The sequence below is a fragment of the Butyrivibrio sp. CB08 genome (assembly GCF_003625485.1).
Taxonomy (GTDB): Bacteria; Bacillota; Clostridia; order Lachnospirales; family Lachnospiraceae; genus Butyrivibrio.
Genome location: NZ_RAIR01000006.1, coordinates 132,662 through 158,362, shown reverse-complemented (window position 1 = coordinate 158,362; position 25,701 = coordinate 132,662). Strand labels below are relative to the sequence as shown.

At 44.1% G+C, this 25,701-nt stretch carries 23 protein-coding genes and 1 tRNA gene; 18 read left to right on the top strand and 6 right to left on the bottom strand.

Features of this window, described 5'->3' with window-relative positions; all coding sequences use genetic code 11:
- Window positions 1-2 precede the first annotated feature (2 nt).
- Genes D6855_RS11860 through deoD form a run of 5 tightly spaced genes read left to right on the top strand, consistent with a single transcriptional unit; the run spans window position 3 to window position 4,429 of the window.
- Window positions 3-914 carry a ParB/RepB/Spo0J family partition protein gene (locus D6855_RS11860; protein WP_120741347.1) on the top strand — a complete coding sequence of 304 codons (912 nt, stop codon included), beginning with the start codon at window positions 3-5 and terminating at the stop codon, window positions 912-914.
- A 15-nt stretch (window positions 915-929) separates the two neighbouring features.
- Window positions 930-1,454, top strand: coding sequence for a DUF4446 family protein (locus D6855_RS11855; protein ID WP_120741345.1), 525 nt, complete (start codon window positions 930-932; stop codon window positions 1,452-1,454).
- 49 nt (window positions 1,455-1,503) lie between these two features.
- Window positions 1,504-2,793, top strand: a complete 1,290-nt coding sequence (gene serS, locus D6855_RS11850; protein WP_120741343.1) for a serine--tRNA ligase — start codon at window positions 1,504-1,506, stop codon at window positions 2,791-2,793.
- A gap of 40 nt (window positions 2,794-2,833) precedes the next feature.
- Window positions 2,834-3,700 (top strand): DUF3881 family protein, encoded by an 867-nt coding sequence (locus tag D6855_RS11845; RefSeq protein WP_243111909.1) that lies wholly within the window; start codon window positions 2,834-2,836, stop codon window positions 3,698-3,700.
- 21 nt (window positions 3,701-3,721) lie between these two features.
- Window positions 3,722-4,429 (top strand): purine-nucleoside phosphorylase, encoded by a 708-nt coding sequence (gene deoD / locus D6855_RS11840; RefSeq protein WP_120741339.1) that lies wholly within the window; start codon window positions 3,722-3,724, stop codon window positions 4,427-4,429.
- An 80-nt stretch (window positions 4,430-4,509) separates the two neighbouring features.
- Here deoD and D6855_RS11835 read toward each other — a convergent pair whose 3' ends face one another.
- Window positions 4,510-5,358, bottom strand: a complete 849-nt coding sequence (locus D6855_RS11835; protein ID WP_120741337.1) for an AraC family transcriptional regulator — start codon at window positions 5,356-5,358, stop codon at window positions 4,510-4,512.
- 261 nt (window positions 5,359-5,619) lie between these two features.
- Window positions 5,620-5,693, bottom strand: a tRNA-Arg gene (locus tag D6855_RS11830).
- Window positions 5,694-5,783: 90 nt separating this feature from the next.
- On the opposite strand from D6855_RS11830, the gene D6855_RS11825 reads away from it, so the two are divergent.
- The 7 genes from D6855_RS11825 (at window position 5,784) to D6855_RS11795 (ending at window position 17,020) form a co-directional block, all read left to right on the top strand.
- Entirely contained in the window at window positions 5,784-6,842 is a 1,059-nt protein-coding gene (locus D6855_RS11825; protein ID WP_120741335.1) for an extracellular solute-binding protein, read from the top strand.
- A gap of 2 nt (window positions 6,843-6,844) precedes the next feature.
- Window positions 6,845-8,554, top strand: coding sequence for a sensor histidine kinase (locus D6855_RS11820; protein ID WP_120741333.1), 1,710 nt, complete (start codon window positions 6,845-6,847; stop codon window positions 8,552-8,554).
- Window position 8,555: 1 nt separating this feature from the next.
- Window positions 8,556-9,323, top strand: coding sequence for a response regulator transcription factor (locus D6855_RS11815; RefSeq protein ID WP_120741331.1), 768 nt, complete (start codon window positions 8,556-8,558; stop codon window positions 9,321-9,323).
- Window positions 9,324-9,478: 155 nt separating this feature from the next.
- Complete coding sequence (locus D6855_RS11810) at window positions 9,479-10,894, top strand: hypothetical protein (RefSeq protein WP_120741329.1); 1,416 nt, start codon at window positions 9,479-9,481, stop codon at window positions 10,892-10,894.
- Between the two features lie 71 nt (window positions 10,895-10,965).
- Window positions 10,966-12,792, top strand: coding sequence for an ABC transporter permease (locus D6855_RS11805; protein WP_120741327.1), 1,827 nt, complete (start codon window positions 10,966-10,968; stop codon window positions 12,790-12,792).
- A gap of 2 nt (window positions 12,793-12,794) precedes the next feature.
- The gene (locus tag D6855_RS11800) at window positions 12,795-14,441 is read left to right on the top strand and encodes an ABC transporter ATP-binding protein (protein WP_120741325.1); all 1,647 of its coding nucleotides are present in this window, start codon (window positions 12,795-12,797) and stop codon (window positions 14,439-14,441) included.
- 107 nt (window positions 14,442-14,548) lie between these two features.
- Window positions 14,549-17,020 (top strand): clostripain-related cysteine peptidase, encoded by a 2,472-nt coding sequence (locus D6855_RS11795; protein ID WP_120741292.1) that lies wholly within the window; start codon window positions 14,549-14,551, stop codon window positions 17,018-17,020.
- Window positions 17,021-17,092: 72 nt separating this feature from the next.
- Here D6855_RS11795 and D6855_RS11790 read toward each other — a convergent pair whose 3' ends face one another.
- On the bottom strand, window positions 17,093-17,356 hold the full coding sequence (locus tag D6855_RS11790; RefSeq protein ID WP_120741290.1) for a hypothetical protein: 264 nt from the start codon (window positions 17,354-17,356) through the stop codon (window positions 17,093-17,095).
- A 127-nt stretch (window positions 17,357-17,483) separates the two neighbouring features.
- Between D6855_RS11790 and D6855_RS11785 the strand changes: the two genes are divergently transcribed.
- Entirely contained in the window at window positions 17,484-18,293 is an 810-nt protein-coding gene (locus D6855_RS11785) for a YlmH/Sll1252 family protein (protein WP_120741288.1), read from the top strand.
- A 386-nt stretch (window positions 18,294-18,679) separates the two neighbouring features.
- Here D6855_RS11785 and D6855_RS11775 read toward each other — a convergent pair whose 3' ends face one another.
- Window positions 18,680-19,093: a hypothetical protein gene (locus tag D6855_RS11775; protein WP_120741286.1), complete on the bottom strand. Its 414-nt coding sequence runs from the start codon at window positions 19,091-19,093 to the stop codon at window positions 18,680-18,682.
- A 459-nt stretch (window positions 19,094-19,552) separates the two neighbouring features.
- Here D6855_RS11775 and D6855_RS11770 point away from each other — a divergent pair, with 459 nt between their 5' ends.
- Window positions 19,553-20,320, top strand: coding sequence for a transposase (locus D6855_RS11770; protein WP_120741284.1), 768 nt, complete (start codon window positions 19,553-19,555; stop codon window positions 20,318-20,320).
- A gap of 354 nt (window positions 20,321-20,674) precedes the next feature.
- Here the strand turns inward: D6855_RS11770 and D6855_RS11765 are convergent, their stop codons facing one another.
- Window positions 20,675-21,217 (bottom strand): glutathione peroxidase, encoded by a 543-nt coding sequence (locus D6855_RS11765; RefSeq protein WP_120741282.1) that lies wholly within the window; start codon window positions 21,215-21,217, stop codon window positions 20,675-20,677.
- Between the two features lie 182 nt (window positions 21,218-21,399).
- On the opposite strand from D6855_RS11765, the gene D6855_RS11760 reads away from it, so the two are divergent.
- Both D6855_RS11760 and D6855_RS11755 read left to right on the top strand, forming a co-directional pair.
- Window positions 21,400-22,215, top strand: coding sequence for an alpha/beta hydrolase (locus D6855_RS11760; protein ID WP_120741280.1), 816 nt, complete (start codon window positions 21,400-21,402; stop codon window positions 22,213-22,215).
- A gap of 15 nt (window positions 22,216-22,230) precedes the next feature.
- Window positions 22,231-23,169, top strand: a complete 939-nt coding sequence (locus D6855_RS11755; protein WP_120741278.1) for a 3'-5' exonuclease — start codon at window positions 22,231-22,233, stop codon at window positions 23,167-23,169.
- Between the two features lie 18 nt (window positions 23,170-23,187).
- Here D6855_RS11755 and D6855_RS11750 read toward each other — a convergent pair whose 3' ends face one another.
- Entirely contained in the window at window positions 23,188-24,591 is a 1,404-nt protein-coding gene (locus D6855_RS11750) for a D-alanyl-D-alanine carboxypeptidase family protein (RefSeq protein ID WP_243111907.1), read from the bottom strand.
- A gap of 132 nt (window positions 24,592-24,723) precedes the next feature.
- On the opposite strand from D6855_RS11750, the gene trmB reads away from it, so the two are divergent.
- Together trmB and trxA are read left to right on the top strand one after the other, a co-directional pair.
- The gene (gene trmB / locus D6855_RS11745; RefSeq protein ID WP_120741274.1) at window positions 24,724-25,374 is read left to right on the top strand and encodes a tRNA (guanosine(46)-N7)-methyltransferase TrmB; all 651 of its coding nucleotides are present in this window, start codon (window positions 24,724-24,726) and stop codon (window positions 25,372-25,374) included.
- A complete protein-coding gene (gene trxA / locus D6855_RS11740; RefSeq protein ID WP_120741272.1) occupies window positions 25,374-25,694 on the top strand; it encodes a thioredoxin in 321 nt (106 codons plus the stop codon). Before trmB ends, trxA begins: the two co-directional genes overlap by 1 nt.
- Window positions 25,695-25,701 lie beyond the last annotated feature (7 nt).

Genomic DNA, 25,701 nt, shown 5'->3' with positions numbered 1-25,701 from the left:
TGATGGCAGCAAAAGGTGCAAAGAGGGGATTGGGTAAGGGACTTGATTCTATAATCCCAACCAAGATTCCTACAACAAAAAGAGAAGATGAGGAAGTATCCAGCAGTAAGGCTAAGCCAGCTGAAGGACAGGTCCAGAATCTTAAGATAACAGAAGTTGAACCAAACAAGAATCAGCCAAGAAAGACTTTCAATGAAGATGGTCTCGAGGAGCTTGCTGATTCCATCAAGCAGCACGGTATCATCACACCTCTTCTTGTAACCAAGAGGGGCGGCGGATACATGATCGTTGCAGGTGAGAGAAGATGGCGAGCTGCAAGGAAGGCAGGACTTAAGGAAGTTCCTGCTGTTGTAAAGGATCTTACCGATGCTGAAATAGCTGAGATAGCAATCATTGAAAACCTTCAGAGAGAAGGTATCAATCCTATCGAGGAAGCCTTCGCTTTCAAACAGCTTATCGATGAGCACAGTTATACTCAGGATCAGGTTGCTGAGAAGATTTCCAAGAGTCGTGTATATGTAACAAACTCTATGAGACTTTTGAAGCTCACCAACAGAGTTCAGGAAATGGTAATCCAGGAGCTGATCACTGCCGGACATGCGAGAGCTCTTTTGTCCATAACAAGTGAGGCGGATCAGGAAGAGATAGCACAGCAGATTGTTGATCAGAGACTTAGCGTTCGTGAGACAGAGAAGCTTGCAAAGAATCATGGCAAGACATCTAAGAAAAAGTCTTCACCAAAAACAAATCCAAGTATCGACGCAGTATATGCAGAAGTATCTGAGAAATGTAAGCAGGCACTTGGTACCAAGGTTGAGGTTACATCAAAGGGTGATGGAGTAGGTCTTATCCAGATTGAGTTCTACAACAATGATGACCTTGAAAAAATAATAAACAGATTATGTAGAGAGTAATCGACTGGGGGAGAAATGGAAAGCAATATTTTAAATGCTATTGGATTGGGGACATTAGATCCGGGAATACTTTTCATCGTATTGTTTGCTCTTGTGATCATTCTTGTGGTACTTCTTATTATCACTAACGGTAAGTTCAGAAAACTTGAAAGAAAATACAACAAGTTCATGAAGGGAAAAGAGGCAGATTCCCTTGAGGATGAGATAGTCGGTCTTTTCCATGACAACCGAATGATCAGGGCTGAGAATGAAAAGAACAGAAAAGACATCATCGATATCAACAGACGTATGAACAACACCTTCCAGAAGATTGGTCTTCAGAAGTACGATGCGTTTAACCAGAGTGGCGGAAAGCTGAGCTTTGCTCTTTGCATGCTGGATGAGAATGATAATGGATTTCTGCTGAACTCTGTTCACAGTACAGATGGCCTTAACTATTCCTATGCAAAAGACATCCATGCAGGAATTGCAGATGTTGAGCTGTCCGGAGAAGAAAAGAAAGCACTGGACCTTGCGCTTGAAAGCACATCCAGAAGATAAAAAGTATAAAATTTAATTGTTTAAAATATTATAGTTGGAGGAGATCACCATGATCGACATTAAATTCTTAAGAGAGAATCCTGACGTAGTAAGGGAGAACATCAGGAAGAAGTTCCAGGACGACAAGCTTCCACTTGTTGACGAAGTAATCAAGCTTGATGAGGAGAGAAGAACAAATCAGCAGAAGGCTGATGAGATCCGTTCCCACAGAAATAAGATTTCCAAGGAAATTGGTGGTCTTATGGCTCAGGGTAAAAAAGAAGAGGCTATGGCCCTTAAGGATGAGGTGTCTAAAGAGGCTGCAGAGCTTGAGGCTCTTGAGGCTAAGCAGAAGGAACTTGATGAGCAGGTAACAAACAAGATGATGATCATTCCACAGATCATCGACGAGTCAGTTCCTATCGGAAAAGATGATTCAGAAAATGTTGAGATCCAGAAGTATGGCGATCCAGTAGTGCCAGATTTCGAGATTCCTTATCACACAGATATCATGGAGAGCTTTGCTGGTATCGATCTCGATGCAGCAAGAAGAGTAGCAGGTAACGGTTTCTACTACCTCATGGGCGATATCGCAAGACTTCACTCAGCAGTTATCAGCTATGCAAGAGACTTCATGATCGACAGAGGATTTACATACTGCGTACCACCTTTCATGATCCATGGAAATGTAGTTGCAGGTGTTATGAGCTTCCCAGAAATGGAAGCAATGATGTACAAGATCGAGGGTGAGGACCTTTACCTCATCGGAACCAGTGAGCACTCAATGATCGGTAAGTTCATCGACCAGATCATTCCTGAGGAGCAGATGCCACTTTCTCTTACAAGCTATTCACCATGCTTTAGAAAAGAGAAGGGTGCACATGGTATCGAGGAGAGAGGTGTTTACAGAATCCACCAGTTCGAGAAGCAGGAGATGGTAGTTATCTGTAAGCCAGAAGATTCAAAGGTTTGGTACGACAAGCTCTGGCAGAACACAGTTGACCTGTTCAGATCACTGGATATTCCAGTAAGAACTCTTGAGTGCTGCTCAGGAGACCTTGCAGACCTTAAGTGCAAGTCCTGCGACGTAGAGGCTTGGTCACCAAGACAGAAGAAGTACTTCGAAGTAGGTAGCTGCTCTAACCTTGGAGACGCTCAGGCTAGAAGACTTAAAATCAGAATCAAGGGCAAGGATGGCAACTACCTTGCACACACACTTAACAACACAGTAGTAGCACCACCAAGAATGCTCATCGCATTCCTTGAGAACAACCTCCAGGCTGACGGATCAGTTAAGATTCCTGAAGTTCTCCGTCCTTACATGGGTGGCAAGGAAGTTCTCATTCCTAACAACAAATAATAAGAGAGGTCTATGATCCTTGCATAAATTCTTGCGAGCCGTGGGGTTTTCACAAATTAAAAATAGAAAAGAGCTCACAAATCTCATCACAAGCTCAATTCAGAATTCTGATAAAAGAGCTTATGTTTCAAACAGTGAGGGAATCATACTTGCAGAATTTTGCAGGGATTATGCCGATGGCATAGGACTAGCAGTTTGCGGCGAATTTGACGAAGAAGACAAATTCATCTACGAGTATTACTATCCATACCTGATTCCATCAGCAGTCAGCACGGAAGAGGACTTGAATGTTGAAAGACACGCTGCCACATTTTCATATGCGGGAGTGTGCAATGAACCAAGGCTTGGTGTAACGCTTATTTTCTATCTCCAGAACATAATCCCTTACGTAAAATATGAAAATGAAGATAAGTTCCCCATCAAGGGAACCACACTTAGCCTGTCAGCTCTTTCTGTAAAGGGCCAGATTCTTATGCCCATTGCCAAGACAGAGGAAGAGAAGGAAGCGGCAAAAAAGAAGTCAAACTACCGAAACAAACTTATAAACAACGCCAGAAGAGGAGATGAGACAGCTATCGAATCCCTCACACTGGACGACATGGACCTTTATACAACCCTGTCCAAAAAGATAAGAAAGCAGGATATCTACAGTCTTGTAGATACTTACTTTATGCCTTACGGTGTTGAGTGCGACCAGTACTCGGTTCTCGGAGAAGTAATAGAGACCAGGAAAGTCACTAACAGCTTAACCGGCGAGAATGTACACATCATGAGGATCCTTTGCAACGAGATGGAGTTTGATGTATGCATCAATGAGGCTGATCTTTTGGGCGAGCCTGCAGTAGGCAGAAGATTTAAAGGTAACATATGGATGCAGGGATTTATCAATTTCCCTAACGCCAACTAAAATAAGAGAGGAGAATACGATATGGCAACACCACATAACAGTGCAGAAAAAGGTGAAATAGCAAAGACCGTCTTAATGCCAGGCGATCCACTCAGAGCTAAATTTATCGCAGAGAATTTCCTTGAGGATATCAAGTGTTTTAATGAAGTAAGAGGTATGCTGGGATTCACTGGTAAATACCAGGGAAAAGAGGTCTCAGTAATGGGCCATGGAATGGGCATCCCATCAATTGGTATCTATACCTACGAGCTTTTCAATTTCTACGATGTTGATAATATCATCAGAGTAGGAAGTGCAGGCGGACTGCAGGACAAGGTCAACGTAATGGATATCATTTTCGCTATGGGCGCACACACTGATTCCAACTACGGATTCCAGTTCGGTCTTCCAGGAACTTTCGCTCCTACAGCAAGCTACAACATTCTTGAGAAGGCAGTAGCTCTCGCCAAGGAGAAGGGCGTAACATACCACGTTGGTGATGTTCTTTCTTCAGATGCTTTCTACAAGAAGTGCAACGAGAGTGAGCTCTACAGAAACTTCGGCGCTCTTGCAGTTGAGATGGAGACACCAGCTCTTTACATGAATGCTGCAGAGGCAGGCAAGAACGCGCTTACAATCCTCACATGTTCTGATCACCTGTTCAAGGCTCAGGAGCTTTCTGCAAAAGAGAGAGAGACAAGCTTTACTGACATGATGGAGATCGCACTTAAGACAGCAATCCAGCTCTGATAACAGAATTCTAAAATCGATATACAAAAAGGATGTCACAAGTGACATCCTTTTTTCATGGTCTTTATTTGGTTCTTACGTTATGCCTTAACAGGAACCCAGATCTCAGAGTAGTACTCAGGATCCTTAGAACCTAAAGCATACTTGGTCTCGTCGGTATAGAATTCTATATTGAATCCTCCGTCGATCTCATAGTTGCTTGAAGGAAGCCACTGGTTAAAAACTTCTGTGTTAACGCTCTGAAGAGCCTGTGGCATTGCGCCGCGGCAGGGAAATATAGCCCATGTGCGCTCCGGGATCTCTTTTACCTCAAGCCCAGCTGTCTTAGCCAGGTCTTCACTGTAGTCGTCGGCGATCATATAGCGGAATTCATCACCTGGAACTTCATCATCAAGACACACTCCATACATGCCCATAAGCTTATTATCTGGCTTGGCAAATACCTCATCCCAGAACTTAGGGATCTCACTGTAGCCATTTCCGTAGCCAACGATCTTTGAAACTCCCATTACCTTAAATGCTGGTTTCTTTTCAATTCTGTACTCCATAGTTTTTCCTCCATCTAACGAAAGTTTGATATGCAGCGGCGCAAAAGCTTTTACGTTTGCACCATTTTGTCTCACATCAGTTGGAGTACTGCCGTGGAACCTTGTAAACGCCTTGGTGAAGCTGTCTGCTGAATCGTAGCCATACTTTATGGCAAGATCTATCACCTTGATGTCCGTGGAAACAAGTTCTTCTCCAGCAAGAGAGAGTCTTCTCATCCGGACATATTCTCCGACTGTGTATCCGCACAGCATGGAAAAGCCCTTTTGGAAATAGAACGCGGATGTATTTACTTCCTGAGCAATCCTGCCAACGGTCAGATCTTCAGTGATGTTCTCTTCGATAAACCTGATAGCGTCTTCAATGATCTTCGTCCAGTTCATGAGTAACCTCCAACTTGATTGTAACTTTAGTATAGAGGTCTTGTACATAGCCTTCCCGATATAAAATGCTCTCTTTTGTCGGGGTAGTATTTTGGGGTTGCGGGCATGGGAGAAAAAGGAAGCCATGCGAATGCAGGAAGCGCAGCTTCCTGCCCCGCGGGCTGGCGCCCTATAAAAAAAGATACATAAAAGCTCTCTTGTGAGTAAACTCCCATCGAGCTCTTATGTATCCTTTTTTGCATGGCTTGTAGCCTTCGCGAGTGTTCCCGACGGGATTCGAACCCACGACCTTTCGCTTAGGAGGCGAACGCTCTATCCTGCTGAGCTACGGAAACATGACCTTATGTATATTATCATAATATAAGTGGTAAATCAAGGTAACCAAGGTGCACAGCGAGGGAAGCTGTAGTACAATAAAAACTATCATGAGCAAACTTGGAGAGGGAAAGAGACTAATTAAATTAGTGGCAGTACTTGTGGCAGAGGCAATGGCGCTTCTGCTTTCTTCCTGTGGAAACAGTGAAAGGCAGCAGGAGATAGAATACATTTCTGGGAAGTACAACGTACCAGAGGAAAAGCAGCTCATCGTCTACACTTCCCACAAGGAGGAAGTGTACCTTCCAATAATCAGAGAGTTTGAGAACCGCACAGGGATATGGGTTGAGATACATGCTGGCGGAACAGCGGAGATGTTCTCCGAGGTTCGAAGTGCCGCCGAAGAAGGTAGATGTGACATCATGTTTGGCGGAGGTATCGAGAGCTATGAGGCGGGCAAGGACCTCTTTTTACCATATTCTGTAAGTGAGAAAAACATACTGGACCCGGGGTTTGTGGACAACGACAACTACTGGACCGCATTTACTGAGCTTCCAATCGTGTTTGTCTATAACAAAAAGCTAGTGTCATATTCTGAGGCGCCAAAGACCTGGAAGGAGCTCTTAAGCAGCAAGTGGAAGGGCCAGATCGCCTTTGCGGATATGAACAATTCAGGAACCAGCTACACCATAATCTCTACCATGGAGCAGGTTCTTGATAAGGATGCAAAAGAGATCCTGCCAAGATTTTATGATCAGCTGGGCGGAAGAGTTCTTGCATCTTCAGGCCAGGTAATACCGAAAGTAGCTGATGGCGATTTTCTTATTGGAATAACTCTTGAAGAGACAGCACGAAAGGCTATGGGTCAGGGAGAGGATATTGCCATGATCTATCCTGAAGATGGAACCAGCGCTGTTCCGGATGGCTGCGCCATGGTCAAGAACGCTCCCCACAGCTACAATGCAGGAAGATTCATCGACTTTATTGTGGGCTACGATACCCAGCAGTACGCGGTTGAGAATTTCTACAGAAGGTCAGTTAGAACAGATCTTGATTATCCATACACTGGCACCTTAGATCAGATCGACTTTGACGTTAAGAGATCTGCCAAGGAAGAGAAGGATGTCTTTGCCCTCTGGGATCAGTTAGAAAACAAGGGAGGGCAGTGACTATGGGATTTGTCAGACAGTCATTTAAAAGACAGATGTTCATAACCTTCCTTACAGTTACTCTTATCCTTGTCATCGGAGGAGGTATCCTCACCGTTCAGGGATTGCAGGCCAGGATCAGGGCGGACTATGAGCTTAGAGATTCCAGGCAGGTGGCCATGGTTGAGGAGAGGATAAGCGGTATTCTCCAAGACACGGAAGATACTATCGACCGGATTGCACACAACGAGGCTATCGCAGACTCTTTTTCCAAAGGAAGAAAGAACTCACTTAACATATACAATGCCCTCTATGAGGAGACCAGGCAGATCAGGGAATTTGCGGTGGTTGACCTGTATCTGGGCGGACTTTGCATGTACAGCACAAGAAGCGGATATAAATCTGCGGAGCTCCCACTGTACTACTCGGTTTTAAAAGAGGCACAGGACAACGAAGGAAAGGTTGTCTATACACTAGACCCAGGTGAAGCATCTGGAGATGGCGCATCACTTCTTGCTGCCAAGCAGGTGGTTAAGGGTCAGACTCCAGGATTTGTTGTTATAAGGATCCAGCAGGATGAGCTTGAATCTCAGTTAAAAGAGCTGCTTAACGCCAATGACGGATTCATGCTCACCAATCAGTACCTTAGGCCCTTCTGCCTTATAGGTTCTGCAAAAGACAAATCGGCCCTTAATATAATACGGTCAAACCTCTTTGGAGGTCAGCTCTACAACAATGGATTTGACAGCAATGTTTACATAAATGAGATCGGGGATACGGGACTTCTTGGAATCTATATCACGCCTCCGGCTCTTGATGAAACCGCAGTAAGAGCGGGGTATCAGATCATTATCTTCCTTGCTGTGGCAAGTGTTCTTATCTGTCTTCTCTTGGCCAACAGATTTAGTAACTATGTCGCTAAGCCAATAAATGTCCTGAACCAGGGAATGAACCGCTTCAGGAAAGGCGACTTTGACGCCAAGATAGAGCTTGCGAGAGAGGATGAGTTCAAACAGCTGGCTGTTGGCTTTAACAAGATGACCACGCAGCTTAAGGACACCATGGAAGAGAGAGTTCAGGCGGAGCGCAAGGTCAATGAGACCAGGATAAAGATGATGCAGGCCCAGCTAAATCCTCACTTTTTGTACAACACCCTTGATACCATCAAGTGGGTGGCTAAGGCAAACCAGGTTCCTGAGGTTGCTACCATGTCCTCATCTCTTGCAGGGATCCTGCGTACCAGCATCTCTGAGAAGCAGTTCTGCAAGCTAAATGAGGAGCTTAAGCTTATCGAGAATTACTGCGATATTCAGAGGATCAGATTTGATGATAAATTCGACATCACTATTGATGTCCCGGCAGAAGTCAGAGAGGCTGTGATCCCAAAGCTTATCCTGCAGCCAATTGTTGAGAACGCTATTATCCACGGAATGGATGAAATGGATAACGGACACATCTACATTGCTGCCCTTAGGCAAAACCAGGACGGAAAAGATCTACTTAAGATCTCTGTTCAGGACGATGGAAAGGGAATAAGCGATGAGATGCTAAATGCCTTAAACACTGATGATGCCAAGACTTTGGAAGGGCATCTTGGACTTAACAACGTCAACACCATAATAAGACTCTACTATGGAAAAGAGTATGGCGTCCTTGCCATAAGGCCTACAGAAGGCGGAACCGTCATGATCGTCACACTTCCATATTCTGAGAGCGCACCTACAGGGGAATAATATGACCAAAGTAATGATAGTTGATGATGAAAAATATGTAAGGATGGGAATAAAGAGCGACACAGACTGGGCCCTTATAGGATGTGAAGTCGTTGGGGAAGCAAGTAACGGCCTTGAAGCCCTGGAAGTGGCTGAAGAGACAAGGCCTGACCTTGTGATCTCAGATATCCGCATGCCAAAGATGGACGGAATTGAGCTTGCAGAAAAGCTTATAGAGAAATTCCCAAACATCAAGGTTATCTTTCTTACAGCCTACAACGAGTTTGAATATGCCAGACAAGCAGTGAGGATCGGAGTATCTGACTACCTGCTAAAGCCCTTTTCAGATGGTGAACTTGAGGGCTCCATTCAGAGGCTCCTTCACCTTCACCCCAATGCCCCTGCCAGCACCAGTGAGCTTGAGGAGCAGCTTATTCCACTAAGGAAAAAAGAGGAGGTCTCAAACCGATACGTAGTGGCAGCAATTGAGTATATTGAAGACCACTATCCTGACACGGACTTCTCCCTTGGGGCTTTGGCAGAATCCATGAGCGTAAGTGAGGGACATATATCAAGACTCTTTAAGTCTGAGACTGATATCAGTATCAACAACTATCTGACCAAGTACCGCATCAAGATGGCCATGAACTACTTAAAAGACATGCAGGTCAAGGTCTACGAAGTAGCAGAAAAAGTGGGATATCAGGACATCGCCTACTTCTCAAACACCTTTAAGAAGCTGGTGGGCAAGACTCCATCTGACTATCAGAGTAAGGGTCTGGATTTATAAAAAATGTGTTAAGATTTTACAAATAATATCAGAATTGTCATCTGCAAACAAAATACGCAAAAAAATAAAATGTACTTATCAAGCAAAGAGTATTGCCTGGTAAGTACTTTTTTATTCAGAAAAAAGACCGGGCAGAATTTAAAGGAGGAAACAAAGTGAAAAAGAAAGTATTATCTACAATCTTAACCTTCACCATGGTAGTTTCAGCTCTTGCAGGTTGCGGAAGCGCAGCAAGCACACCAGCAGCTACCACTGACACACAGACAGCTACTACAGATGCAGCACAGAGTGCAGAAGCTCCTGCAGCAACTGAGGCAGCTGCTCCAGCAGCAGAGCTTACCGGAATCGATGCTATCATCGCTGAAGCGGAAGGCATGTCAATGGAAGAGCTCGCTAAGAAGGCTATCGAAGAGTCAAACGGAAAGACATTCTACGGCGTTGGTAACAGTAGCCGTGGTAAGTCAGCACTTCCAGTATTCATCGAGTACTTACAGTCAATTGATCCATCTTACTCAATGGAGTTCGAGTGGCAGCAGCCAAAGAACAACAAGATCTTTGAGCAGCTCACATCTGATTCCTTAAAGAGCGAAGGCACATTTGCCATGACTCTTATCCAGGATGGTAATCAGATCCAGTCTAAGATGGTTGATACAGATATCCTTAAGACTTTCGTTCCTAAGGAGTGGGCAGAGGCAAACGGAACAACAGCTGATGCTTACACAGGATTCCTTCCTCTTCAGACACTTAACAAGGTATTCATGTACAACAACACAGGCAGCGCTACATATACTAACTGCTGGGATTTCGTATATGAAGATTCACACCCTCTTTTCATGGGCGTTGATTCTGAGATCGTAGGAAAGAACTTCCTTATGATGCTCACAGAAGACAAGTACGCTACATGGCTTAAGGAAGCTTATGACAAGCTTGACGATACAAAGAAGGCTTACTTCGAGCCAGTTGTTCAGTCAATGCAGGCAGACGCAAATGACCTTGGTCTTGGTGCAAACGGCGCATACGCTCTTGCATGGATCAAACTCTGGGTTAACAACTACAACGAGCAGACTGATGACGGTCCTATCTGCAACACTCTTGTTGATGCATCAGCTACAGATCAGGCAGGTCTTCTTGTTTACTCAAAGCTCCGTTCAGTAGAGGAGTCAGCTACAGTATCAGTTAACAACATCAACGTAGCAGCATACCAGGATGGCTACACAGGAATCGGTGGATATGGATACTGCCATTACCTCTTCCTTACAAAGAACAGCCCACTTCCTTGGACAGCATGCGCATTCATCGCTTTCATGACATGCACAGAGCCTGGCTTCGAAGCTTGGGGTAAGGACATGGGTGGTTACTCATCAAATCCTAACGTTGCAAAAGAGATCGAGGATACATTCCATCACTCACAGGGTGGCGGAGATGAGTTCCCAGCTAAGAACGACAGAGGATATGACTGGTGGACAACAGATGGTGAGCTCGTTCTCGAGGATCCTGTATACTGCTCAGAAGTTTCCTTCTCAGTAGGAAGCTGGATCGACGTTCTTGATCACTATGCACCAGGCGAATAATCAGAAGTTTTGAATCATGATTTTATGGGGATGGCGCCCGTTGGAGCCATCCCCTTATAAAAGGAGACAACATGCAGACAATCGCAAAACCAGACAAAAGTGCGATTTTCAAGAATAAGGTAAAGACATGGTTTTCCCAGCCTCAGAACATTATACTTTTGTTGTTTGGGATTGTTCTGACCTTCTCAACTGTCGCACCAATTGTGGCAATCGTAAAAGACACCTTCAAGATCCATCCAGGAACCATTGACCAGCACTTAACTGGCAGGGTGGACGGATACACGATCGTCAACTACACAGATCTTTTTACCAGCAGACTTGCCAAGGCAAATCTCTGGACACCACTTCTTAATACAGTTATCCTTTCAGTTTTAACATGCGTTATTTCAATTCTGTTCGGCGGACTTTTCGCATTTCTCGTAACAAGAACAGATATGAAGTTTAAGAAGTACCTAAGCTCCATCTTCATTTTCCCGTATATCATGCCTCAGTGGACACTGGCTGTTGTATGGCAGCACATGTTCTACTCAAACAAGGTAACGGGAACATCAGACGGACTTCTTGCTGCAATCTTCCATGTTTACTTCCCACACTGGTGGTGCCAGGGAGCATTCCCAAGTGCCATGGTTCTTGGCCTTCACTACGCACCATTTGCTTACATCCTCATCGGAGGAATCTTCAAGAACATGGATGCAAACCTTGAAGAGGCAGCAACAATCCTAGATACACCTAAGTGGAAGATAATGTTTAAGGTAACACTTCCAATGATCAAGCCAGCGATCCTTTCAACGATCCTTCTGGTATTTGGAAGTGCCATGGGTAGTTACCCGGTACCTCATTACTTAAATCTCACAACGCTGTCCACCAAGTACATATCAATGAACAGCACATACACCGGAGAGGCTTCGATCCTTGCCATCATCATGATGATATTTGGAGTGCTCATCCTTGGAATGAACCAGATGAGCTTAAAGAGCCGCAAGAATTACACCACTGTAACTGGTAAGTCAGGTCAGCTCACAAAGCTTTCAATTGGTAAGGCTGGAAAATACGTGGTAGGAATCATCTTTATCCTGATCACATTCTTTACAAGTATCTGGCCAATCCTTCTGTTTGCTCTTGAGACCTTCCTTCCAAACCCAGGTGATTACAGCTTCCTCTACACAGGAAATCTTGCACACCTGACAACAAAGTGGTGGGTAACAAACGAGAACATCACAGAAAACGGCATGTACGGACAGGCTGGTATCCTGTACAACAAGACAATCTGGCACGCATTCTTTGGAACCTTGTTCCTGGCAGTTGTCTGTGCACTCATCGCAGGAACCATCGGTACACTCATTGGATACGCCGTAGCTAAGAAGAGAAGAAATAAGTGGGCGAACTACGTTAACAACGTGGCATTCCTCCCCTATCTCATGCCATCAATTGCAGTAGGAGCAGCCTTCTTTATTCTCTTCTCCAACGAGCACATCAATCTGTTTAACACATACACACTTTTGATCATCGCAGGTGTAGTAAAATACATACCATTTGCTTCAAGGAGTTCACTAAACTCCATGCTCCAGATCAGTAACGAGCTTGAAGAAGCAGCGATAATCATGAACACATCATGGGTAAAGAGAATGACAAGGATCATCATTCCGATCCAGAAGTCATCCATCATAAGCGGATATCTTCTTCCGTTCATGACCTGTCTTAGAGAGTTGTCACTGTTCCTTCTTCTCTGTACACAGGGATTTATCCTTTCAACAACACTTGACTACTTCGATGAGATGGGACTGTACGCATTCTCAAGTGCCATCAACCTCATCCTCATTGTAACGATTCTTGTATTTAACACACTTGTAAACAAGCTGACAGGCGCAAGCCTTGACAGTGGCATAGGAGGAAAGTAATCATGCCAGAGATCATTTTAGAAAATATAACAAAGCGCTGGGGCAAGTTCTTCGGCGTAGATAATGTCAGCCTCAACATCCCTGACAATTCATTTATTACTCTTCTTGGACCTTCAGGCTGTGGTAAGACTACAATCCTTCGTATGATTGCTGGTCTCGAGACACCTACAGAGGGCCGCATCACAATCGGCGACAAGGTAGTATTTGACTCAAACGCAGGCATCAATGTTCCAGCAAACAAGCGTAAGGTGGGATTTCTTTTCCAGAACTACGCGCTGTGGCCTAACATGACAGTTTATGAGAACATCTCTTTTGGCCTTAAGAACATCCACGAGGAAATGCCAGTAGTTGATGATACTGCCAAGCAGACCGGGGACATGATCAGAGCCCTTCAGAATGGCAACAAGGTAAAAGAGGTTGTGGAAGAGTGCCGCGACAAGAATGGCAAGCTCGATGAGAACAAGGCATACGTTAAGCTCATCGACAACTACAATCTTTCAATCTATACAGCAAAAGAGCTGTTTGCAATGGGCATACATACAGCCTCTGACCCTGCAACTCTTGCTAAAGCTAAGCTTTCAGAGTATGAAAAGAAACTTTCAGATATCAAGGCTAAGTACCAAGGCGAGGGAAAGAGCCTTAATGAAAAGTATGAAGTATTAAAGAACGGAACACCAGTCATTGAAAACAGAAAGCTCTCAAAGGAAGAGATCGACTCAAGAGTAAGAGCATGCTCAAGGATCGTTAAGATCGGAATGTTCATGGACAGATATCCAGCTGAGCTTTCAGGCGGACAGCAGCAGAGAGTAGCTATTGCCCGTACACTGGCTCCGGAGCCACAGGTTCTTTTCATGGATGAGCCACTTTCAAACCTGGATGCAAAGCTTCGTCTTGAGATGAGATACGAGCTTCAGAGACTCCACGTTGAGACTGGAAGCACCTTTGTATATGTAACTCATGACCAGATGGAAGCTATGACACTGGCAACAAGGATCTGCCTTGTAAACAACGGTGTTCTTCAGCAGTATGCTGCACCACTTGAGGTTTACAACAGACCTTCAAATCTCTTTGTTGCTGACTTCGTAGGAAATCCTTCCATGAACTTCATCGATGGAAAGGGATCTCAGCAGAGCGATGGAAGCGTTGCCCTGGATATCCTTGGGGGAATCAAGGCAAGATTTGTTCCAACACAGGCTCTTGACCTCAGTAAGTGGAGAGATGAAAGAGACAGAGACGCTGCAGTTAAGGCTGAGTTTGAAAGAGCCCGCCTTCAGAAGAAGGGCGCTGTTGAAAAGAGCAACAAGGATGAGGTATTTAAGTATCACATCCAGAAGGTTGAAGAACAGGATGACTCTATCACAGACGAGCCAGTAATTACTGATGAGGATTTCGTTTTAGGAATTCGTCCTGAAGCCATCGACATCGACGCAAATGGTAAGATCGACACAACCATCTATGGTGCGATGCCTACAGGAATGGAATCAACTCTTAAGCTAAGAGTGGGAGAGTTCCTTCTTACAAGCGTTATCTTTGGCGGCGTGATCTACCAGATCGGCCAGGAGGAGAAGATAAATATACACGGAGAAGACATTCTTCTCTTTGACAGAAGATCAGGAAAGCTCATCTGCGCAGGAAAGCTTGAGCTGTAAATTATCAGAAAAATGAAAGCCATGCCACGAATTGTGGTGTGGCTTTTTCAAATTGTGGTATCATGGATTATGAAAAAGTATCTATTTGGTAGGGAGGGACTACTTTTATGGATAACAGACCAGTTGGAAGAAAGAAAAATGTAACTGAGGGCGGAAGCGGAGTTCACAGAAGAGGTGACGCCATTGGAGGCGGTCCAGTCCTAAACTCTGGAGGAATGAGCGGCGGCTCATCACAGGGAGGAGGCGGACCCCAAAGATCAGGCGGCAGAAGCCCCATGCTACTAATCATAATTGCTGCTATTGTGCTTCTTGGAGGCGGCGGAGGACTGTCATCATTCCTTGGTGGAGGTATGTCGGATACCACGACAACCCAGTATCAGCAGACAACAACCCAGCCCCAGACCAGTACAAGCACTGGTGTAACAACAACTTCTCCAAGCTCATCAGCTGGATCAACACTTTCCATGCTGGGTTCACTTCTTGGCAGCGGCTACAGCTCATATCAGGGAGCAAGCAGCGGATCAAACGCAGCCTGGAGCGGAGAAGTTAATACCGGAAGACTTAACACATCAGTTTCTGATAAGGCCAGAGCCAAGAGAACAGTCATAAAGGGCAATGGTCAGGACACTGTTACCATCATGGTCTATATGTGCGGCGCAGATCTTGAGTCCAGAAGCGGAATGGCTTCAAGGGATCTTCAGGAGATGCTTGCTGCAAATGTTGGAGACAACGTTAACCTTATCATCTACACAGGTGGAGCCAAGCAGTGGCAGAACAACGTTGTTTCAAGCTCAACTAACCAGATCTATCAGATCAAAAACGGTAAGCTTGGACTTATAAAGGACAACCTTGGAAGTGTTCCAATGACAAAGCCTGAGACTTTGTCAGGATTTATAAATTATGCAGCAAGCTCTTTTCCCGCTAACAGAAATATCCTGATATTCTGGGATCACGGCGGCGGATCAACAGGTGGATACGGATATGATGAGAAATTCGCATCAGCTGGAGCAATGAGCCTTGCTGGTATCAATACCGCTCTTAAAAATGGCGGAGTAACCTTTGATTTTGTGGGCTTTGATACATGTCTTATGGCTACAGTTGAGAATGCCCTTGTGGTTTCAAACTACGCTGATTACCTTGTGGCATCAGAAGAGACAGAGCCTGGTGTTGGCTGGTACTACACAGACTGGCTAAATGCCATTTCCAAGGACACTTCTATTCCAACCACAGATGTAAGTAAGATAATCATTGATACATTCACAGAGCAATGTGCCAAGACATGTCCTGGTCAGAAGACCACTCTTTCACTCATAGACCTTGCTGAGCTGTCACAGACAGTGCCAACAGAACTTGCTGAGTTTTCCAAGGACACTTCTGAGATGATCAACGGAAGTGAGTTTAAGGAAGTATCCAATGCAAGAAGCAGCACTAGAGAGTTCGCTTCTGCGAGGATCGATCAGGTTGACCTTATCGATTTTGCCAACAGGATCGGAACACAGGAAGCTAAAGACCTTGCGGATGTACTTAGAGAGTCTATCAAGTACAACAGAACAAGCTCAAATATGACAAATGCCTACGGACTGTCCATCTACTTCCCATACAGGACAGGAACCTCAGGCAAGATCTCTTCAATGGTTGATACCTATGAAGATATTGGAATGGACGAGGAATACGCAAAGTGTATCGCAAGCTTTGCTGGTATGGGAGCTGCAGGACAGGCGGCTTCAGGAAGTACTGGAAGCCCGATGCCATCACTGTTTGGCGAACTGTCAGGTTCATCTGCATCAGGAACCCAGTCAGCTGAGATGATAGGACAGCTCATCAACGCATTCCTTTCAAGCAGCTACAGCAGCGCAGGAACACCATCTGCTACAGCAGCTCTTCTTGGTAGAAGCATTGATGTAGAAAAAGCTGCTGACTACATTTCAAAGAACCAGTTTGATGCATCAGCTCTTTTCTGGACCACCAATGAGGCAGGAGAAGACGTCATCAGCCTTTCTGAGGACCAGTGGAGCCTGGTTCAGGATCTTGAGCTCAACCTCTACTATGACGACGGAGCTGGACTTGTAGACCTTGGACTTGATAATGTATTTGATTTTGACGAGAAGGGAAATCTTAAGTCCCAGACAGACAAGACCTGGATCTCAATTGACGGCCAGGTAGTAGGCTACAAGGTTGTAGATATCCAGGGCAATCAGGATTCATACGCAATAACAGGAAGAGTTCCATGCTTCATAAATGGCGACAGAGCAGAGCTTATCCTGGTATTCGATTCAGAGAATGAAGACGGATATGTGGCTGGAGCAACCTTTGACTATGTTGAAGGCGAGACAGAGACAGTTCCTAAGAACTTAACAGAGCTTCAAAAGGGCGACAAGATCGATTTCCTTTGTGATGCTTACTCATATGACAAGTCCTTCGAAGGAGCATACAAGCTTGGAGAGCAGATGGTTCTTCAGGGCGATATGGATGACATGGTCATCAGTAACACCTATCTTGGAGATGGGGATGTCTATGTTATGTACAGATTCACAGATATTTACGGACAGAACTATTGGACTAATGCATTGATCTACTAAAACAAAAATCCCGGTTCGAAGCTCCAAGGCCTAGAACCGGGATTCTTTTATTTAGTTAACGTACCATGCTCCTCACATGAGCTGCATCTGAGCCTTGCTGCCAAAGCCCATTGCGGAAGCTGCTCTCTCAGACATGTCCATCTGCTGTTTGGTCTCTTCCTGAGCCCGAATCTGAGCTTCTGCTTTCATTTTCTCAAGGCGTTCCTTCTGGCCTTCTGTATCGAGAAGTGTTGACTTAGCATCATCTTCAATCTTAGGAGCTACTGCAACCTGCTGTTTTTGTGTTTCCTGCGATGGATATGCCTGCATACCGCCGCTAATTCCATTTATACCCATAATCAGCCCTCCTTTGCATAGCAATCATGAGGTTTAGCTTTTTTGTATTATAAGCACAAATGTATGATTTATACAATTAAAGAAAAATAAACTTATACTTAATTATTTATATACAGGAGAATTGTCAATGGAAGAAAAGACCAGAGATTTTCTGGCTGGAAGACTGAAAGACCTGGCAAACAGGGCATATCAGAACGGATTTACAACCAATACTGTCTTCTTATCTATGTCGGAGCAGGCTATGTTTTATCAGATCCTGTCTTCAGAAGGCGTATCCTCAAATGTACACGAGTACTGCGGAGCAAAGTACGTTGTTTACGGTGGCTTTGACGAGGCGGAAAGAGCTGTCATCTGTTTTTTACCAGACTATCTTGATGAGGAGACATTCCTTATGTCTGAAAAAGCGGAGCAGAGCATAATTTCCTGCATCCATATAACCCCGGTAAACAGCAGGTTTGCCGACGATCTAAACCATAGGGATTACCTTGGAGCCCTGATGAACATGGGCATTGAAAGAGATCAGATAGGAGATATCCTGGCAGGAGACAAGGAAGCTTACGTCTTCGCTACTCCAGAAATCGCCGCCATGATAGAAAAAGAGCTGATCCGCATAAGACACACATCTGTAAAATGCCAGATCGTGAACGCCAGGGAGTGCGACATACGCCCACAATTCAAGGAAGTAAGCGGCTCAGTTGCGTCAGAGCGCTGCGATGCAATCCTTGCTTTTGTCTATCACTTATCCCGCTCCGAAGCACAAAAGCTCATCGAATCAGAATCTGTCTTTATCGATGGCCGAACTGCCTACAGCGGAGGCTACGACCTTAAGCCCGGCTCCCGGGTCTCCGTCCGCGGCCACGGAAAGTTTATTTACGACGGCCAAACCGGCACCTCCAGGAAGGGCAGACTGTTTGTGCAAGTGAGAATTTTCGTATAAAAAACGGCCCTTTTGGGCAATGTCATTAAGTTAAGACGGCAAAAATCAAATCAAAGGGAAGTAATGATTATAATTCTACAATTATCATTACTTCCTTTTTGTTTTGATATTTTTGAGTATGCTAAAAAGACAGATTGTTTATCTGCCTTAATAAACGTATACTTTTATGTGATTAAGCTACTCTATATAGGAAGCTTACCGAGGCCTGAGGTTTGACTTTGCGAGGGTCTTTTCTGTTGGGCCGCACAGGTAGGATATTTTTTTCTATTAGTTTAATCACAGCAGGTGGACTTAGTTGCCTTTTTTGCCGAAGAAATTCTCGACATATATAGATGGCAAAGGTCTTCTAGTATGCATCCTTCAACGCAGCTAAGCACTACAATTTTTTACAATACCCACTCTTTAGCTTTCTCATAATCATCAAAGAATTCTACAATTGCTCCGCTATAATTATGAATTTTTTTGAATAATGAATAGTGTTTTTTATCCACACCTACAAAGGCAACCTTTCTAAGCCTCTTATTATCACCAACCAAGCCCTCCACAATCTCATTCGAAATAGATTCTGTTATCTTCGTTTCATCAAGATTAATGATAACATTGGATGAAACAGAAGGTCTCATCATTTTCGAAAGATCACCTTTAAACTTAGCAATCACCTCTTGATCATTGATTCCCATTCCATCGAGATGCTCACACCATATTGTCCCACCATTATAATTCAGTTCGAATGATTTCTTATTTATTGCCAGCTGAATATCATCATATTCGCTTTCAAACTTATCTTTTATTCTTTTCATATCTGGCCTCCTGTAGTTAATGATCTTATTGTCCTAAAATATCACAACGCAAAAAACAGGCTTTCATCTACACGGATAAAAGCCCGTTTTTCACTTATTATGTTGATGTATTCTATTTCAAAAAGTATTGATGATTATATGATGATTATCATTAGATGATGAAGCCACAAGCCTTGTTTTTATGTATAGTTCAGAGATGCGACACTGGTTCAATTCCCCCTCTCTCCACTAAAAAAGGAAAGCGAATATTGCTTTCCTTTTTTGTCTACCTTCTACCGAAATGACCCCCAGGGATGGGGGCAATGTCATTTAGATAAGGTCCCCTAAGTTTTTTTAATTAAATAGTTACTTTAAATCAGAGGTGAAATACCCTCTGATTTTTTTGCAAAAAACGCTTGACAAGTCAGCAAAAAAATGTTGCCGCGCCTTGATTATAAGACATTTTACGGAGGTGCTGACATGTCATTTACTGTTTCTGAAATACGGCAAAATCTGTTTTCTGTATTCGAATCCTTGCTGGCGAGAAGAGACGAATTCTTGAAAAATCCCTCGTCTGATTTCACAAGAAAAAAGAAGATTTCCTTTGCTCAAACCATGCTGTTTCCTATGATTGCAGGTGCAGATAATGTCGCAACTGTACTATTAGATCTGTTTGGTGAAAAAGACCTTCCGCTTCCATCAGCCATGATCCAGCGACGCAATCAGATTAAAAAGGAAGCTTTCCAAGAACTGTTTTATCAGTTTAATAAAACCATTTCTTGCAACAAAACCTTTCACGGATACCGGCTTATTGCCTGTGATGGTACCAGGCTCAATCTTCCCTACAACTATGCTGATCATAACACTTTGGTCGATAACATAGATAGTCGCAAAGGCTTTAATCAGGCTCATTTGAACGCGCTTTACGATATCTTGAACGACACTTTTTTGGATGCAGAAGTTCAATCCATTAAGGAGCTGGATGAGAGAAGCGCATTCTGCAACTTCCTTGATAAGCATTCATCTTCAGACGAAAAAGTCATTTACATTGCCGACCGAGGATATGCCTCTCTGAACATCTTTTCTCATGCTATCTACAATGATCAGTTATTCTTGATCCGCATGAAGGAACACGATGCATTAAGTCTTTGTCCGGACCAACCACATTTATTGGATGAATCTTATGCTGATGAGACCGTGACTATTCATGTTGGACGTCGCCGAAAAAGGTGTAATAAGAAGCTTTAATCACACTCAGATGCAAAAGTTTGTAAGGCTTTATCTTATGGAAAAAGTAAAAGATCTTGAGATGCTAATCAACAGCTTTTTAGTGCCAGTCCGACCGGGACGTAAATTCAGAAGAATCATATGTCGCCAGTCAGCTGAACCATTAACATATAGATAAATCAACAAAACAGAATACCCTGATAGTAGGCAGCCTACCCCAGACTGCCTGTTTGCCTTTTTCAAAAATACATTTTTTGACCGTAAACCCGAGAACTGGATATATTTTGTTTGGATTTATCATGCTTATAATAATATACTGTTATCAAGATTTTTACTATCTAAATGACATTGCCCTTTTGGGGGCCGTTTTTTTTATCAGATTAACTTCTCAACGCAAGCAGCTACGTTCTTCATGTCCTCTGTGGGCTCGAAGCGAGCTACTACATTACCATCTCTGTCTACTACAAACTTGGTGAAGTTCCACTTGATGTCTGGATTGTTCTTGTAATCCTTGTCGATCTTCTTGAGCATCACGCTCATAGCAAGCGCCTTAGGTCCCTTGCCAAAGCCCTCAAAGCCCTTCTGGCTCTTTAAGTACTCGTAAAGAGGAAGCTGATCAGATCCGTTAACATCTGACTTCTTCATCTGAGGGAACTTGGTGTTGTAATGAAGAGTGCAGAACTCATGGATCTCTTCATCTGTTCCAGGTGTCTGGCCAGCGAACTGGTTACATGGTATATCAAGAACTTCAAAGCCCTGCTCATGGAATCTCTCGTACATCTCCTCGATGTCCTTGTAGTGAGGTGTAAATCCACAGCCTGTTGCTGTGTTAACAACAAGAACAACCTTTCCCTTGTATGTATCTAAAGAAAAATCGTTGCCCTGAGCGTCTTTTACTGAGTAATCATAAAATCCCATCGAATTAACCTCCATCAGTTTGAATATGAGAATTGGTTGTGTGCAATTTAATTTATAAATGAATTATATTGTGCACAATCTAAAATGTCAATACCTATTGCAAAAAAAATTTTTTCCTTTTATCATTTAACGTAGAAACAGGCGTAGTTACCGCAAAGTAGCAGCCTATTGAAAGGTGTAAAATGATCTGTAAAGAGTTTGATATACATGAAGAAGGATCCCTTGAAGGCGTAAAGCTCACTATTTATCTTCAGGAGGCTTCTGAATCTCTTTTAATAAAGGAAAGACCGTTGGTTTTGCTGTGTCCGGGAGGTGGTTACAGCTACACCTCAGACAGAGAAGCAGACCCAATTGCGCTTTCATTTCTTGCAAAGGGTTATCATGCAGCAATCCTACGCTATTCCTGTAGCCCAGCCACATTCCCAACAGCCATCTTAGAGCTCGGAAGATCTATCCTTATCATCAGGGAACATGCCAGGGAGTGGAATGTTAAAAACGATTCCATCGTGTTACAGGGAGCTTCAGCGGGTGGACACCTTGCAGCCAGCTACTGCTGCATGTGGAATGAGAATTTTGTAGAAGAAAAACTTGGTATCACAAACAGAGCAATGCTTCGTCCAAATGGACTTATCCTTTGCTATCCTGTGATCACATCAGGAGAGCACGCTCACAGAGACTCCTTCGTTAAGCTACTTGGAGACAGATATGACGAGCTTCTTGATAAGGTGTCACTGGAAAATGCAGTAAACGAGAATGTTCCAAGGACTTTCATATGGCACACATTTACTGATCAGTCAGTGCCTGTGGAGAATTCTCTTTTATTTGCCACAGCTCTCAGAGCACATGATATCAATACTGAACTGCACATTTTCCCGGAAGGATGTCACGGCCTTGCGCTGGCTAATGACCTCACTCTTGGAATGGAGAAAAAAGAGTTGTCTAAAGCCTGCGAGCCATGGATCGACATGGCAAACAGATGGATGGAATACTACTTTTAAACTGGAATCTACAATATGAGTAATTATGTGGTTTTTGACCTTGAGTGGAATCAGGGTGATGCGCCATTTGTCAGAGAGGACGGGAAGACTCTCGCCTTCGAGATCGTTGAGATCGGCGCAGTAAAACTTAATGAAAAGCGGGAAAAGATTGGGGAATTCTCAAGGCTTATTAAGCCCCAGGTTCACACCCATATGCACAGGATCACTGGTAAGCTTATCCACCTTACCATGGAAGATCTTGCTGAGGGAGACTGTTTCCAGGATGTGGCCAGTGACTTTTTTGAGTTTTGCGGAGAGGATGTAAGATTCTGTACCTGGGGACCGCTGGATCTTACAGAGCTTCAAAGAAACCTTGATTTCTTCGGAATGCCTCTTTTATCAGACAGGCCCCTTGCTTTTTACGATGTTCAAAAGCTCTACAGTCTTGCCTATGACGATGGCAAGTCAAGAAAGGGCCTTGAAGCAGCAGTAGATGAGATCGGAATACCAAAGGACATTCCTTTCCACAGGGCACTTTCCGATGCAGAGTATACCGCCAAGATATTTAAGACCTTTGGAGAGAAGACTCTGGGGAAGATCTCTTTTGACACCTATGTCACCCCCAAGACCAGGAAACAGGAGATCCGGATCGTATTTGATAACTACGCCAAGTACATCTCCAGAGAGTTCCTCAATAAAGAAGATATCCTTAAGAACGTGGATATCATGAGCACCAAGTGCTACATCTGTAAAAAGAACCTCCGCAGGAAGGTAAAGTGGTTTACCCCAAATGGCAAGCACTACTACAGCGTGGGCTTTTGCGAAAAGCACGGCTTTATGAAGGCCAAGGTAAGGATCAAGAAAGCGGAAGATGGTAATCTCTTCGTGGTAAAGACCTGCAGATTCGTTTCCAATGAAGATGTGGAAGAGATGAAAAAGAAACAGCATAAAATAAAGAAAAGACAAAAGCCATGATACTGGCCTTTGTCTTTTTTATTTGAATTTATGGGAATTTCGTCTGCTCTGCTTAAATTCCTTTTTCCTTCTGTTGAACCTTACCCGGTCGTACCTTGATGGACGCTTCTTGTTGGCAATGATCCTTGAAATGATGGTTCCAAGGATAGATGTTACTATGAGCAAAAGAACTGCACCCATGAGCAAAATCTTCACATTGATGAAAAGTGTCTTGTCCTTTACTGCGGTTGCAAGCTCGTCAAGGCTTCCAACTGAATTATAGAAGACGTAGGCTGAACCGATCGGAGTACCGCTGAAGGTGTAGTTGACCTTGGCGATGGCTGTTGGCATCTGACTGCGTTCTTCCTCGGAAAGGTCATAGCTGATCTCGTAAGCAGTGTTGTCGATACTTGAGGTCTTTGGAAGGATTATGCTGTCGTTTTCTCCAAGCTTAAGGATAGTTCCCGACCTTCCAAATACGTCTCTGTCTGACTCAAAGAACAGCGAGTCATCAGGCATATATCTGGTATCGTTGTCCGCCACATTAACTGTGTGGAAGTTGTTAAAGGCGTAATCTAAAAGGGTTACTGTATTGGTAAACTGCGCAGGAGATTCCTCCATGAATACTACGCAGATGAGCTTAAGACCATCTTTTTCTGCGCAGGTTACAAGGGTCTCTCTTGCCAGGTCTGTGTATCCTGTCTTACCTCCAAGGATTCCCTCGTAGGAGATCTCTCCGGAGATGAGTTTGTGCTTGTTGTTTAAATAGAAGTCATCAGGCTGAGTGTCAGTAGCTGTAAAGTGGTATCTTGCAGTGTTGCCTACCTTGCTAAGGAGCTCGTTGTCAAAAAAGGCCTTGGATATAAGTGCCAGGTCGTAGACACTTGTGTAGTGATCATCGGCCTGAAGACCGTTGGTGTTGGAGAAGTGTGTATTGGTGCATCCCAGCTCTTTTGCCCTGTCGTTCATAAGGTCCACGAAGGCATCGATGCTGCCGCTTACGTGCTCGCCCACGGCGTTTGCTACCTCGTTGGCACTACCAACCATTATTCCGTAGAGGGCCTGCTCTAAAGTGATGGACTGGCCAACATCCATTCCGATATTGGATCCGCCCTTTGGAACGCTGAACACCGCGTCATTTGAAAAGGTGATGGTGTCTGATAAAGAGGCGTTCTCAACTGCTAAGAGACACGTCATTATCTTGGTGGTGCTGGCTGGATACAGCTCCTCGTGGATATTCTTGGCATATAGGATGGTTCCGGTGCGGGCCTCCATGACTATGGCAGCTTCTGCCGTGATCTCCGGACCATGGGGCCACTGGGCGATAGAGTTTGACTGTATCGGAAGCTCTTTTCGCTGCTGGGCCTGCTCCTGGTAGTCTGTATCAGCAAGAACTGTCAATGGCATGGTGAAAAGAGCTATCGACAGGATGAGAATCTGCAAAACTGCCGTATGTATTAAGTTGGAAAATCGATTTTTTCCCTTAAACATCATAGTATGCTTATAATACAATACTTCCAAACTTGGGGCAAATGGTGTAAAATTCATTTATAAGATTTTAGGCAGGTTATTTAGATGCGTTTACGTAACATCGCAGGTTCAAGAGAGGTTATTGCAGACAGCGATTTCACTGTCAAGGAGCCTGACAAGAAAAAAGGTTTATGGAAAGAAGTTTTTGGAAACGACAATCCCATCCGTGTTGAGATAGGAATGGGTAAGGGACGTTTCCTTATGGATATGGCGCAGCTCCATCCGGATATCAACTATGTGGGCATTGAGAAGTATTCAAGCGTGCTCCTTAGGGCACTTCAGAAGCAGGAACAGCTTCTTTTGCCAAACATCATCTTTATCAGGATGGACGCAGAAGAGATCACCGAGGTATTTGCACCATCTGAGGTGGACAGGATCTATCTTAATTTCTCAGATCCATGGCCCAAGGACAGACACGCAAAAAGGCGTCTTCCTTCAAGGCAGTTTCTGGAGCGTTACGACAAGATCCTTAAATCCGACGGGGTAGTGGAGTTCAAGACTGACAATAGGGACCTGTTCATGTTTGCTCTGGATGAGATAGAGCCAGCAGGATGGAACCTTGATGCAGTTACTTACGACCTTCACAATGATGAAAAGATGATGATTGGGAACGTGATGACTGAGTATGAAGAGCGCTTCTCTCAGGCAGGCAACCCTATTTACAAATACATCATAAGCAGAAAGGGGAGTAAATAATGGATTACACACTGAACACAGCAAACTTTGAAGAAGAAGTGCTTAAGAGCAAACTGCCAGTGCTGGTAGATTTTTCAGCAGACTGGTGTGGACCATGCAAGATGATGGCCCCAATGGTTGATGAATTTGCTGAAATGTATGAGGGAGAACTCAAGGTTGGCAAGATCAATGTTGACCAGTCACCAGAAATAGCGCAGAAGTACAACGTTATGTCAATTCCAATGTTTGCATTCTTCAAGAACGGCGAAGTTATTGAGACTGCAGTTGGAGCTCTTAACAAGGCTAAATTACAGGGGATAATCGACAAGGTGCTGGCATAACCTGCCA